Source organism: Pseudidiomarina xizangensis (assembly GCF_052541995.1).
On record NZ_JBOBQA010000001.1, the window covers coordinates 564,323 to 576,952 of the forward strand.

The 12,630-nt window shown below is 49.4% G+C and carries 11 protein-coding genes; 5 read left to right on the forward strand and 6 right to left on the reverse strand.

Features of this window, described 5'->3' with window-relative positions:
* Positions 1 to 17: 17 nt before the first annotated feature.
* Positions 18 to 1,376 (reverse strand): class II 3-deoxy-7-phosphoheptulonate synthase, encoded by a 1,359-nt coding sequence (locus ACQ5ES_RS02615; RefSeq protein WP_445014401.1) that lies wholly within the window; start codon positions 1,374 to 1,376, stop codon positions 18 to 20.
* Between the two features lie 291 nt (positions 1,377 to 1,667).
* Between ACQ5ES_RS02615 and pepE the strand changes: the two genes are divergently transcribed.
* Complete coding sequence (gene pepE, locus ACQ5ES_RS02620; RefSeq protein ID WP_445014402.1) at positions 1,668 to 2,384, forward strand: dipeptidase PepE; 717 nt, start codon at positions 1,668 to 1,670, stop codon at positions 2,382 to 2,384.
* Here the strand turns inward: pepE and bioD are convergent.
* The 4 genes from bioD to bioB are packed head-to-tail and all read right to left on the reverse strand — an operon-like array spanning position 2,336 to position 6,079.
* Positions 2,336 to 3,043: a dethiobiotin synthase gene (bioD, locus tag ACQ5ES_RS02625; protein ID WP_445014403.1), complete on the reverse strand. Its 708-nt coding sequence runs from the start codon at positions 3,041 to 3,043 to the stop codon at positions 2,336 to 2,338. The genes pepE and bioD overlap by 49 nt on opposite strands.
* Before the next feature lie 8 nt (positions 3,044 to 3,051).
* The gene (locus tag ACQ5ES_RS02630) at positions 3,052 to 3,852 is read right to left on the reverse strand and encodes a methyltransferase domain-containing protein (RefSeq protein ID WP_445014404.1); all 801 of its coding nucleotides are present in this window, start codon (positions 3,850 to 3,852) and stop codon (positions 3,052 to 3,054) included.
* Entirely contained in the window at positions 3,845 to 5,020 is a 1,176-nt protein-coding gene (locus tag ACQ5ES_RS02635) for an aminotransferase class I/II-fold pyridoxal phosphate-dependent enzyme (protein WP_445014405.1), read from the reverse strand. The genes ACQ5ES_RS02630 and ACQ5ES_RS02635 overlap by 8 nt, the downstream gene beginning before the upstream one ends.
* A gap of 15 nt (positions 5,021 to 5,035) precedes the next feature.
* On the reverse strand, positions 5,036 to 6,079 hold the full coding sequence (gene bioB, locus ACQ5ES_RS02640; RefSeq protein WP_445014406.1) for a biotin synthase BioB: 1,044 nt from the start codon (positions 6,077 to 6,079) through the stop codon (positions 5,036 to 5,038).
* A 115-nt stretch (positions 6,080 to 6,194) separates the two neighbouring features.
* Here bioB and bioA point away from each other — a divergent pair, with 115 nt between their 5' ends.
* Both bioA and asnS read left to right on the forward strand, forming a co-directional pair.
* The gene (gene bioA, locus ACQ5ES_RS02645; protein ID WP_445014407.1) at positions 6,195 to 7,475 is read left to right on the forward strand and encodes an adenosylmethionine--8-amino-7-oxononanoate transaminase; all 1,281 of its coding nucleotides are present in this window, start codon (positions 6,195 to 6,197) and stop codon (positions 7,473 to 7,475) included.
* A 113-nt stretch (positions 7,476 to 7,588) separates the two neighbouring features.
* A complete protein-coding gene (asnS, locus tag ACQ5ES_RS02650; protein WP_445014408.1) occupies positions 7,589 to 8,989 on the forward strand; it encodes an asparagine--tRNA ligase in 1,401 nt (466 codons plus the stop codon).
* Positions 8,990 to 8,994: 5 nt separating this feature from the next.
* On the opposite strand, the gene ACQ5ES_RS02655 is transcribed toward asnS, so the two are convergent.
* Positions 8,995 to 9,543: a nitroreductase family protein gene (locus tag ACQ5ES_RS02655; protein WP_445014409.1), complete on the reverse strand. Its 549-nt coding sequence runs from the start codon at positions 9,541 to 9,543 to the stop codon at positions 8,995 to 8,997.
* 154 nt (positions 9,544 to 9,697) lie between these two features.
* Here ACQ5ES_RS02655 and sppA point away from each other — a divergent pair, with 154 nt between their 5' ends.
* Together sppA and ansA are read left to right on the forward strand one after the other, a co-directional pair.
* Positions 9,698 to 11,554, forward strand: a complete 1,857-nt coding sequence (sppA, locus tag ACQ5ES_RS02660; protein ID WP_445014410.1) for a signal peptide peptidase SppA — start codon at positions 9,698 to 9,700, stop codon at positions 11,552 to 11,554.
* Positions 11,555 to 11,580: 26 nt separating this feature from the next.
* Positions 11,581 to 12,597, forward strand: coding sequence for an asparaginase (ansA, locus tag ACQ5ES_RS02665; RefSeq protein ID WP_445014411.1), 1,017 nt, complete (start codon positions 11,581 to 11,583; stop codon positions 12,595 to 12,597).
* The last annotated feature ends 33 nt before the right edge of the window (positions 12,598 to 12,630 follow it).

The window sequence follows — 12,630 nt, forward strand, 5'->3', positions numbered from 1 at the left end:
AACCTCGAAAATGTCGGTTACCCGCGGCCTTGACGTGCCTCACGGAGAGAGTCTGCAACCAAAAATGCTAACTCGAGCACCTGGTCTGCATTCAAACGCGGATCGCACTGCGTACGATAACGTTGCGTCAAATCTTGTTCACTAATCTGATACGCACCACCGGTGCACTCAGTCACATCTTCACCCGTCATCTCCAGATGTACTCCACCAGGGTAAGTACCTTCTGCTTGATGGACGGCAAAGAACTGCCGTAATTCCTGATGTATGGCGTCAAAGTTACGGGTTTTCAAGCCGTTTTCAGCTTTCACCGTATTACCATGCATTGGATCGCTCGACCATACCACATGACGACCCTCAGCTTTCACACGCCGCACCAATGCTGGAAGCGCGTCGCCCAAGTTACCAGCCCCCATACGAGTGATTAGCGTCATGCGCCCCATTTCATTCTCAGGATTCAGGGCGTCAAGCAAGTGAATCACATCATCAGGCTTAGTGGTCGGACCTATTTTAACACCGATTGGGTTATGAATGCCACGCATGAACTCGACATGGGCGTGGTCCAGCTGTCGCGTACGTTCGCCGATCCAAACCATATGTGCCGAGCAGTCATACGGTAAGCCGCTTAGCGTGTCAGTGCGAGTTAATGCCTCTTCATAAGGCAACAGCAAGGCTTCGTGAGAAGTAAAAAGCTGTGTTTCGTGAATCGTGGCGTTGGTTTCCGCTGTGATCCCCATCACTTCCATAAATTTTAGCGCGGATTGAATCTGCTCAGCGACTTTCAAGTATTTATCTTTCAGCGGATTGGCAGCAACGAAACTCATATTCCATTTATGCACTTTATGCAGGTCGGCCAAGCCGCCTTGCGCAAATGCCCGCAGTAGATTCAAAGTTGCGGCTGAATGATGGTAGGCCTGTACCATACGCTGTGGGTCTGGTTGCCGCGCGTCGGCAGTAAATTCAGAACCGTTAATGATATCGCCGCGGTAACTTGGTAATTCAACGCCGTCAATGCTCTCGAGATCGCTTGAACGTGGCTTAGCGTACTGCCCTGCCATACGCGCAACCTTTGTCACCGGACACGAACCAGCAAAGGTCAAAACGACCGCCATTTGCAATATGACTTTGAAGGTATCGCGAATTTTAGGTGCGTTGAAATCAGCAAAGGATTCAGCACAATCGCCACCTTGTAGTAAGAATCCTTTACCTTGACTTACCCGGCCTAGCTGCGTTCGTAAGGCTCGAATCTCTTCAGCAAAAACCAGTGGTGGATATGTCTTAAGCTGATGTTCAATCGTTTTCAATTGATCTGGATCGGTGTAGTTAGGCTGTTGTTGGATCGGCTTTTCACGCCAGCTCCGCGCACTCCAATTGGTCATGATATTCCTTGCTTACTACTTCGCGTGTCATCTATTCCAGTGCTGCGATCCGTGTCGCCAACGGCGGATGGCTCGCATATCATTCACTGAAGCTAGTTCCCGAGGGCCCTCGATTTGTAACCAGACCCACATAACGATAATACTTGCAAGAATTCCGAATACAACCTCTAGTACTATCATGCATTCGAACTAAGTAAGTTTATCTGAGCTTTATTTTACCCTAATCCAATCGCTTGGTGGCGAACTTTTTGCTAGCATAAACGCACTTTTAGGCGGTTTTTAGGAAAATAAATGGACCAACGTAGAATCTTGTTGTGCTCGAGTTCCAAAGTGGCCGATAGCGATTACCTTGAGCCAGTCATTCCGCACTTGCAACAATATCTGGGAGCGACAGAAGAACTTCTCTTTGTGCCGTTCGCTGGGGTGGGTATGAGCTACGATGATTATACCGCAAAGGTCGCTGCGCAACTGGAACCCCATGGTTTCACGGTTACTGGCCTGCACCAAGCCCAACGGCCTGCCGAGGCCATTGCGAACGCAGCAGCGATTGTGGTCGGTGGTGGTAATACCTTTCATTTACTGGCGCAGTTACAACAACAACAACTGGTTGCACCGTTGCAACACGCCGTTGCTGCAGGCGTACCCTACGTAGGTTGGAGTGCTGGTTCAAATATTGCGGGGCTATCTATCCGCACCACCAACGATATGCCAATTGTTGAGCCCGAATCGTTTAGCGCGTTGGCGCTCGTTCCGTTTCAACTGAATCCTCATTACAGTGATTACCAACCACCTGGTTTTCACGGTGAAACACGTGATCAACGACTGGCTGAGTTTATGGCGGTTGCCCCAGAAACACCGGTACTGGCTATTCGCGAAGGTACCGCACTGCAAATTGACAACGAACAAATGGTGTTGTTAGGTAATCAAGACGGTTTTGTCTTTCAAGGCGGCCATAAACTTCAGTTACCTTGCAATAGTGACATCAGTTCATGGCTTGCTGGCAAATAACTCGCCGCAGTCGCACGTTGCTCCGTAGCTAAATAAGGAATCGTGGCCAACAGTGGCAGCTTCAAGTGTTGTTGCAACCAGGCCACGTTTTCTGTTTGCAGCGCCATGGGTTCAGACTGCACTTGATTAGCAACCCAGCCGATGACCTTGATTCCACGCTGTTGTAAATCTGCCATGGTAAGTAATGTGTGGTTCAAGCAGCCGAGCTTTAAACCTACGACTAACACTACTTTGGCACCAATTTCACTAACAAAGTCAGCGAAAGTCTCGTGATCGTTGAGTGGAACTTGCCAACCACCAGCTCCCTCTATCATTAGTAGCTCATGAACATAGCTCTGGCGTAACGAAGCCGTTGCCTCGACTAAGTCGCTGACATTAAGGCGATGATTCACTTGCGCAGCGGCTAAATGCGGGGCTACCGGCGGTGCCAGACAAATTGGGTTGAGCTGATGATAAGCGACATTAGGTACCGTCATAGCGGCCGCCAATTGCAACGCGTCGCTATTACGCAACCCGTGCTCAGTTTGGTCAGCACCTGCAGCGATAGGTTTCATCGCTAACGTCTGAAAACCGCCCTCCGCTAGTCGCTGCAGTATCGCGGTTGAGACCAGAGTCTTTCCTACGTCAGTATCGGTTCCCGTTACAAAAATACAAGTCATATTTAGTTTTACTCAAGTGTCTTAAAGCCGCTGATCAATCCGATATTCCAATGAAGCTCAAGTTTACCGCTGCTTGTACGGTAGTTTTCCATGGTTTTTTCGAGTCGCGCAAATCGTTCTCGTGGATACAGACCACTGGCATGTCGGACAGTATAGTTCGCCCCAATTCCTTTCAGTTCGCGGAGCATCTGCAACAGATTATCGTAGCTCAACACAAAAGTTTGTTCGGTCACTGTTAGCTCACTGTTCAGCTCCGCTAAAGCCTCGCGAATCATCTCATAACTCGGCCATTGGTTGTGATGGGGCTCGCCGTCAATGGCTTGAAAACACTGACCCAACGGCCACATCGAACCAGGTAAAATCGTGGATGCCAGCAACTGTCCACCAGGTTTCAATACCCGTGACCATTCCTGCAGGAGTCCTGTCAGATCATTGCCCCATTGCATAGCTAAGTTAGAAAAAATACTGGTGATTGATGCCGAGGCGAAAGGCAATTGCTCCATATCCGCGAGCAACCAATGACCGGCAATTTCTTGAAGCTGAGCTTGTTCCAACATTGCTGGCGCCAAATCAATACCCAGATAATGTTCTGTATAGTGGTGCAATTCCTCGGCATGATGCGCAGGTCCACAACCCACATCGAGCAAGCTGCCCGGCCGATATATCAGTGAATCCATCAGCACCGCAGCCACTTGCCGTTGCAAACGGTCATGTACCACATAACTCTGCGCGGCGCGGCCAAACTGTTTAGCCACACGCTTTTTATCATAGTACGAAACCTTTTCAGCAAGGTTGAGGTGACTATTCATTAACAACATCTCCGTACTGCCGCGTTGCAGCTAACGCTCGTGTCAGCTGTATAATTTGCGCGTTTGAATGTGCGGCACTCAAGGTAATACGCAGTCGCGCACTACCTTCGGGAACGGTCGGTGGCCGTATTGCTGTACACCAAATGCCCAATTGTCGCAGCGCCTGACTTTGCGTTACAGCAGCAGCGTCACTGCCAACGATCAGAGTCTGAATAGCGTGCGATGACGCCTCTATAGGTAACTGCAACGTCGTGCATTGATCTTTAAATTGCGCAATATTGGTTTGCAATTGCTGGCGTAGCCGGTCGCCCTCGGCGCTTTGCAACAGCTTTATTGATGCTTGAATCGCGCGAGCTTGTGCGCCAGGCATCGCTGTTGAATAGATGAACTCAGGACAAAAATTAATCAGGTACTCAGCAACTTCCTCAGCCACCGCAACAGCGCCTCCAGCGACACCGCAAGCCTTACCAAAAGCCAGACTGACCACTGCCAGTTCAGTTTGCGTATAGTCCGCGCAAATGCCATTCCCATACTCACCAAGTAGGCCAAAGCCATGGGCATCATCGACATAACCGTCATTATGTGGCGCGGCAATAACTCCTCTGAACCCCTGCTGGTCAAGCTCATCGCCATCCATACTGTAGATCGACTCTGCAACCACCAAATTAGCCTGCGCGGTAACCTTAAGTTTTCGCGCAAGTGACTGAAACTCTTGATGTGCAAAACGACGCCAGTTGACGCTACTTTGCTTCGCACCAGTTAGTAATGAGGCATGTGCCAAGCGATCTAGCCAAAGGTGGTCGTAGTACCTCCCTAAGCTACCCAATGAACCCACATTGGCCGCAAAAGCAGAGCTAAACAACAGCACTTTATCGCGCTGCAGAAACTCCGCCAACTGCGCAGCAAGATCGTGATGAGCCCGACTGTAGCCCGTAACCAAAGGTGATGCGCGGCTGCCAGCGTGTTCAGCATTACGTAACGCCGTAACCACTTTGGGATGATGACTTAAACCCAGATAGTCGTTACTCGAGAAGCTGGTATAGCGCCGTTGCGCGATGACGACGTCGGTCGCATTTAGCGCAGTAATCGTGGTTAGTTCACGCAGACGCCCTAGAGTTCGACGTCGTTGCAACGCTGCATGAAGTTTTTGTTGAATCGCCGTTTGCACCGGTTTTTGGTCCTGTTAGCTCACTTCGTAATAAAGTGGCGGTTGCTCTTCCTCAGCAACTGCATCAGCAATAACAGCCTCGTAAACATCATCGCTATAATCGTCAATCTCAAGCGGTTCGAGTCCAAGTCGACGAAACAACAGCTGATCTTTATCGGCTTCCGGGTTAGCGGTTGTCAACAAACGTTCACCGTAGAAAATCGAATTTGCACCCGCCATAAAACACAGGGCTTGCAACTCATCACTCATGGTCTCGCGGCCCGCCGACAAACGCACGTAAGACGCTGGCATTAAAATACGCGCAATGGCAACCGTGCGAACAAATTCAAATGGGTCAAGGTCATCAAGTTCCGCAAAAGGAGTGCCCTTAACTTTGACTAACATATTGACCGGAACGCTCTCTGGATGTTTCGGCAAATTCGCTAACTGCTGCAACAACCCGGCACGATCAGAGCGACTTTCGCCCATGCCGACAATACCGCCGGCACAAACTTTCATTCCTGCATCACGAACGTTGCTTAGGGTCTGTAAGCGATCATGATAGGTGCGGGTACTGATAATCTCACCGTAAAACTCCGGCGAGGTATCGAGATTATGATTGTAGTAATCAAGTCCTGCTTGTTGCAGCAGTTTGGCTTGCTCGGCGGACAGCATACCCAGTGTCATACAAGTTTCCAGACCCAGCTCTTTTACCCCTTTTACCATCTCCATCACGTAGGGCATGTCCCGGGCTTTCGGGTTACGCCACGCGGCTCCCATACAGAAACGACTTGCACCCTGTTCCTTCGCCGCACGAGCTTCGGCGAGCACCTTTTCAACTGCCATCAGCCGCTCGCGATCCACCCCGGTATGGTAATGGGCGCTTTGCGGACAATACTTGCAGTCCTCAGGACAAGCTCCGGTTTTTATTGACAGTAATGTACTCACCTGAACTTTATTCGGGTCAAAATTGGCTCGGTGCGCTTGCTGCGCTTGAAAAAGTAAGTCATTGAACGGCAGATCAAATAGCGCTTCAATTTCATTGCGTTGCCAGTCGTGGCGTACTGTTGTAACTGTCATGAGAATGCATCCGTTGTTATGATTTTTGTTTCAAATTTATGCTCGAAGAGGATACCTTTTATCGGTACACTGTCAACATTACACTCCTTATAAATATGACGACTGTTTAATTATTATGCAACCAGCAGATTTAAGCTTTGACCGTGACCACATCTGGCACCCCTATACATCCTTTAATAAGCCACTTCCTGTTTTTCCTGTAGCACGGGCTCAAGGTTGTGAATTAGAGCTTAGTGACGGCCGCCGTTTAATCGATGGAATGTCGTCTTGGTGGGCAAGTATTCACGGCTACAACCATCCACACCTTAACGCAGCAGCCCAAGCACAGTTGCAGGAAATGAGTCACGTGATGTTCGGTGGCATTACCCATCAACCAGCGGTTGATCTGTGTCGACGCTTAGTCAAATATTCCCCAGCAGCATTGCAGCGCGTATTCCTGGCGGACTCTGGCTCTGTTGCCGTTGAAGTCGCCATTAAAATGGCCGTGCAATATTGGGTATCCAGACACCTACCGGAGAAAAACCGGCTCGCCACCCTCCGTGGCGGCTACCATGGCGACACCTTTGCTGCGATGTCAGTGTGCGATCCGGTGAACGGAATGCACAGTCTGTTCCGTGGCAGTCTCCGCCAACAACTATTTGCACCGGTACCAACGATTCGCCCTGAAGATGATTGGGATGCCAGTGCGATGGCACCGCTCGAACAATTATTAAGTGAGCATCAGCATGAACTTGCGGCACTGATCCTCGAGCCTATCGTTCAAGGCGCGGGGGGGATGCGTTTTTATCACCCTAGTTACTTAAAGGCAGCAGCAGAACTTTGTCGACACTACGATGTGTTGTTCATTGCTGATGAAATTGCTACCGGCTTTGGTCGTACCGGTCGCTGGTTCGCTTGTGATCATGCTGATGTGAGTCCTGATATTATGTGTGTCGGCAAAGCACTGACGGGCGGCTACATGACTCAGGCCGCGGTGCTCTGTAGCGACGACGTTGCAACCACCATAAGTAATGGACCGGCTAACGGTACTTTTATGCACGGCCCTACATTTATGGGTAACCCCCTCGCTTGCGCAGTCGCTAACGCTAGCCTTGAACTCTTAGAGGCCAATGAGTGGCCGGCACAGGTGGCAGCCATCGCGCAGCAGCTGAAAACCGAGCTTGAGCCGTTACGTCGTCTGCCAAGCGTAGCTGATGTCCGTTGCTTTGGTGCTATCGGTGTCGTCGAGATGATCGAGCCGGTAGATGTCGCTGCGGTGCAACAACAATTTGTCGATGCTGGGGTCTGGATTCGGCCATTCGGTAAGTTGGTCTACTTAATGCCGCCGTTCATCATTACCCCAGAACAGTTATCACAACTGACCAAGGCCATTGGTGATCTTGCCCGACAAGGGTGATTTTCACTTGAGTCTTGGGCAAAGCAAGGTAACATAGACGCTCTTTTTCGAGTTAATCTTCGAACGAACGAAAATTTACTGTTTTTCACCTTGTACACGGAGTTTTAAGACGTATGTCCTTCGCAACAGTTGTCGATGTTTTAGCAGGTAAAGTCGCTGTTGGTGAACAAGTTACCGTACGTGGTTGGGTGCGAACCCGCCGCGATTCAAAAGCGGGTATCTCGTTTATCAATATCCATGATGGTTCATGCTTTGATCCGATCCAGGCGGTGGTGCCTAATGAGCTCGATAACTACGAGGACGAAGTCTTAAAGTTGACCACCGGTGCGAGCGTAGCGATAACCGGTAACGTCGCGGAATCAGCAGGTAAAGGACAAGCATTCGAACTCCAGGCGACCCAAGTTGAAATTTACGGCCTGGTGGAAGATCCTGACACCTACCCGATGTCGCCAAAGCCACACTCCATGGAGTATCTGCGCGAGTACGCGCATTTACGTCCGCGCACCAATGTTACCGGTGCCGTTATGCGGGTCCGTAACTGTTTGGCGCAGGCCATCCATCGGTTTTTCCATGAGCACGGTTACTTGTGGGTCGCCACCCCAATTTTAACTGCATCAGACGCTGAGGGCGCCGGCGAAATGTTCCGGGTATCCACCCTTGACTCACTGAACTTGCCGCTTAATGAACAAGGTAGTATCGATTACAGTAAAGATTTTTTCGGTAAAGAATCATTCTTAACCGTATCCGGTCAACTTAACGTTGAGACCTATGCTTGTGCGCTATCAAAGGTCTACACCTTTGGTCCAACGTTCCGCGCGGAAAACTCCAATACCAGTAGGCACCTTGCGGAATTCTGGATGGTCGAACCTGAACTTGCGTTTGCTGATCTTAATGACATTGCCGATCTCGCAGAAGCGATGCTGAAGTACTGCATTAATGCGGTACTTGAAGAACGTGCTGACGACATGGCGTTCTTCCAGCAACGCATTGATAAAAATGTGTTGGACCGTCTGCAACATTTGACGAGCAACAAATTCGTGCACATGGATTACAGCGAAGCGGTGGAAATTTTGCAGAACTGTGGGAAGAAATTTGAGTACGCCGTTGAATGGGGTACCGACCTGCAATCTGAACATGAACGCTACCTTGCCGAAGAGCATGTCGGCGCACCTATAGTGCTGAAAAATTACCCGAAAGATATTAAAGCCTTTTATATGCGCCAGAACGACGACGGCAAGACTGTCGCCGCAATGGATATCCTCGCCCCTGGCATCGGCGAAATTATCGGTGGCAGTGCCCGTGAAGAACGCTTAAGCAAGCTCGATGAACGGATGGAAGAAATGGGGCTGCCGATGGAACACTACAGCTGGTACCGCGATCTTCGCCGCTACGGCACCGTACCTCACGCGGGCTTTGGTCTGGGATTCGAACGCCTGGTGACCTATGTTACGGGCATGACCAATATTCGCGATGTGATCCCATTTCCGCGTGCGCCAAAAAATCTCGAATTCTAACGTTACTAGCCGTCGCTGAATTTTTCGGCGATGGCTTTCTCTGGCTTGATAGGTGTTGGTACCGCTGGAGTGCCAACATACAAAAAGCCAACGATCGCATCGTCACTCTTTCCGCCCAACTCACGCAATACCTGAGTGTCCTCAGCAAACCAACCCGTGCGCCAGATCGCCCCTAAATTTTGTGCAAAAGCAGCCTGCTGCATTAACAATGTTGCACACGCAGCACTGGCGAATTGTTCGTCGCGAGGGACTTTTTCATTGGTGCTGTAGTCCATTAAACAAGCAATCACCATCGGCGCTCTTAATGGCAACTGGCTCGCTTGTAAGCATGCATCTTCGGACAAACCTTTAGCTTCTGCAGCACCACGATAAATTGCACCTAGTCGTTGTCGTGCGGCGCCGGTGTAAACCACAAACCGATACGGCATAAGCGCCATATGATCGGGAGCCCTTGCTGCGGCACGTTGCAGCAACTCAAACTGCGCAGGGCTTGGACCTGGCTCAATCAATCGTGGCATTGAGGAACGTGTGGTGAGTAACTCGATTGCCTGCATAGTAGTTCCTTGGGTCGTAAAAGCTGATAAAATTCGTCAGTGATTAGCTTATCAAAGGATCACGCTCTGTTACATTGTGCTACTGGTTTATTCGCAAAATCTTCAGTATTCTGCACACTGACCTCGAAATGATAACCATAAGGGACCCAAAGTAATGAGCGGAATTGCCAACGTATTCAAAAAATTATTCGGCTTAATCAATGGGATCCGCAAGATCTTATTGAATGTCATCTTCTTCTTTTTGCTCGCTATTGTCGTCGTGGTAATACTGGCCGGCGATGAACCAATCTTAGTACCGGAGAACGGCGTTCTTGTGGTGCAATTGCGCGGCGCGCTGGTAGAAGAAAAAACCTGGATTGATCCCATGGATACCTTTTTCAATGAGGCGTTTGGCACTGAGGGTGCTCCACCTGAAACCTTGCTAAGCGATGTTGTACAAAGTATCGAAACAGCCAAAGATGATCCGCGCATTAGTGGTATTTATCTCGACTTATCAGATTTTACCGGCGGTGGCATAAACAAAATGAAGCAAGTCGGTGAAGCATTGTTGAGTTTTCGTGAAGCTGGCAAGCCTATCTATAGTTACGGTGATTACTACTCCCAGTCGCAATACTTTTTGGCCGCTCATGGTGAAAAAATATACCTGAACCCGTTGGGTGCGATGTTGTTCGAGGGTATGGGTGGTTACCGCCTTTATTTCAATGAGCTGTTAAATAAGCTAAAAGTTAGTACTCATGTGTTTAAAGTGGGTGCCTACAAATCAGCAGTTGAACCTTATACCCGTAACGACATGTCAGAGCAAGCTCGCGAAGCAACTGCTGAGCTTTACGACGCGCTTTGGGCTGATTATGTGAATTCGGTACAACAATTGCGCACTATCGACCCCCGCTTGTTGTCGGGAACCATTGAAGACTTTAAAGCTGTGTTAGCTGAAAGCAATGAAGACATGGCGCGAATGACGTTAAACGGCGGCTTGGTCGATGAACTTCTGACGCGTGAAGACTTCCGTAAGCAAATGATTAACTTAACCGGTCTCGATGATGACGAGAAAAGCTGGCGCAAAATAACTCACAAAAATTACCTGGACGCGCAAGATCCAGTCTTCGTTAAAACTAAAGACAAGAGCGAAATCGCTATTGTGGTTGCGCGTGGCGTCATTGTCGATGGTTATCAGAAACAAGGCTCAATTGGTGGTGACAGCACTGCAGAATTACTACGCAAAGCTCGTTTGAACGACGCCACCAAAGCCGTGGTGTTGCGCATTGACAGTCCAGGCGGAAGCGGTTTCGCATCCGAGGTTATTCGCCAGGAAGTACTTGAATTACAAGCCGCTGGTATCCCTGTCATCGCTTCCATGTCTTCAGTCGCGGCATCAGGTGGTTATTGGATTGCAGCAAGTGCAGACCAGATATGGGCCGCGCCGACCACTATCACAGGCTCCATCGGTGTGTTCGGTATGTTCTTCACCATAGAAGATTCATTGGCCCATGTTGGCGTTTATAGCGACGGTTACCACACCACAGAAATGCCAGTGATGGATATTACCCGTCCGCTGCCAGAGGCTGCCGCAGATGTTGTACAAAGCTCGATAGACAAATTTTATCGCGACTTTGTTAGCATGGTCGCAGAAGGTCGGGGCATGACTTACGAGCAAGTGCATGAAGTTGCACAAGGTCGGGTTTGGACCGGAGCTAAAGCACAAGAACTTGGTTTGGTCGATCGCTTGGGTGATTTGGATGAAGCGATTACTGCTGCTGCAGAATTAGCTCAGGTTACCGATTACAAGGTCGTCACTGTCGAACCTGAACTGAACGCCCGCGAACGTTTCCTACGCGATCTGTTCAGTCAAGCGCAAGTTTTCTTGCCTGTCAGCGAGTCTCCACGTACCATCGACCCCATGAAACAAGAGTTAATGGGTGTCTGGCGCGAGTTGCAGTTGACCTCTAAGTTTAATGACCCAAATGGCGTCTATCTGCTGTGCGAAGTTTGCCCCATTAACTCATCGCCGTAACTTTTGGCAGTAAGGTTATAGAGTGCATGACAGCAAAACGTAAGCGGATTTACGTCGCCTATACAGGTGGCACCATAGGTATGCAGAAATCGGCGCAGGGTTATGTTCCTGCGCCAGGCTTTTTGACCGAGTGCGTCAAAAAAATGCCGGAATTCTTTCGTGCTGAGATGCCCCTCTTTGATATCCACGAGTACACACCGTTAATGGATTCATCGGATATGTCGCCAAACGACTGGCAACGTATCGCCGACGACATTCAGGATCATTACGCCGATTATGATGGCTTTGTCGTCTTGCATGGCACTGACACCATGGCGTATACCGCGTCGGCGCTATCGTTTATGTTTGAGAATCTTGGCAAACCAGTAATTATCACCGGCTCGCAAATTCCTTTAGCGGCACTGCGATCCGACGGTCAAACCAATCTTCTTAACGCGTTGTATATTGCGGCGAACTATCCGATTCATGAAGTTGGCTTATTCTTCAATAACCAACTGTATCGCGGCAATCGTGCAACCAAAGCCGACGCCAACGGTTTTAATGCATTTGAGTCGCCTAATTTTCGCCCCTTGCTAGAAGCTGGTATTCAAATTACGGTCAAGGCAGGCATCGTTAAAGAGTTAGACCCCAGCCCGTTACGCGTACGCCGCGTTACGCCACAGCATATTGGTGTGATAACCCTGTATCCGGGCATTTCACCAGTAGTGTTTGATCATTTACTACAGCAACCAGTACGTGCCTTAATTATGCAAAGCTATGGGGTTGGTAATGCGCCGCAGAATGAGCAACTACTGGCAAGTCTGGCGCGCGGAGTAAACTCTGGGGTAACCATTTTAAACTGCACCCAATGTTTTAAAGGTAAAGTTAATATGGGGGGTTATGCGACCGGCAATGGGTTGGCCAAGATTGGTGTTATTAGCGGCTTTGATATGACCGTAGAAGCTGCACTAACCAAACTTCATTATTTACTGTCGCAAGACTTAAATCAGGCTGAACTTGAACGTTGTCTGCAAACTGATCTCCGTGGCGAGCTTTCGCCGTAAACACATTTTAAATAACAATAAAAAGAATCAAAC

Coding starts and splice junctions, on each gene's coding strand:
- sppA (WP_445014410.1), top strand. CDS start 9,698: ATGAGCGGAATTGCCAACGTATTCAAAAAATTATTCGGCTTAATCAAT.
- pepE (WP_445014402.1), top strand. CDS start 1,668: ATGGACCAACGTAGAATCTTGTTGTGCTCGAGTTCCAAAGTGGCCGAT.
- bioB (WP_445014406.1), bottom strand. CDS start 6,079: ATGACAGTTACAACAGTACGCCACGACTGGCAACGCAATGAAATTGAA.
- ACQ5ES_RS02655 (WP_445014409.1), bottom strand. CDS start 9,543: ATGCAGGCAATCGAGTTACTCACCACACGTTCCTCAATGCCACGATTG.
- ACQ5ES_RS02615 (WP_445014401.1), bottom strand. CDS start 1,376: ATGACCAATTGGAGTGCGCGGAGCTGGCGTGAAAAGCCGATCCAACAA.
- bioD (WP_445014403.1), bottom strand. CDS start 3,043: ATGACTTGTATTTTTGTAACGGGAACCGATACTGACGTAGGAAAGACT.
- ACQ5ES_RS02630 (WP_445014404.1), bottom strand. CDS start 3,852: ATGAATAGTCACCTCAACCTTGCTGAAAAGGTTTCGTACTATGATAAA.
- asnS (WP_445014408.1), top strand. CDS start 7,589: ATGTCCTTCGCAACAGTTGTCGATGTTTTAGCAGGTAAAGTCGCTGTT.
- bioA (WP_445014407.1), top strand. CDS start 6,195: ATGCAACCAGCAGATTTAAGCTTTGACCGTGACCACATCTGGCACCCC.
- ansA (WP_445014411.1), top strand. CDS start 11,581: ATGACAGCAAAACGTAAGCGGATTTACGTCGCCTATACAGGTGGCACC.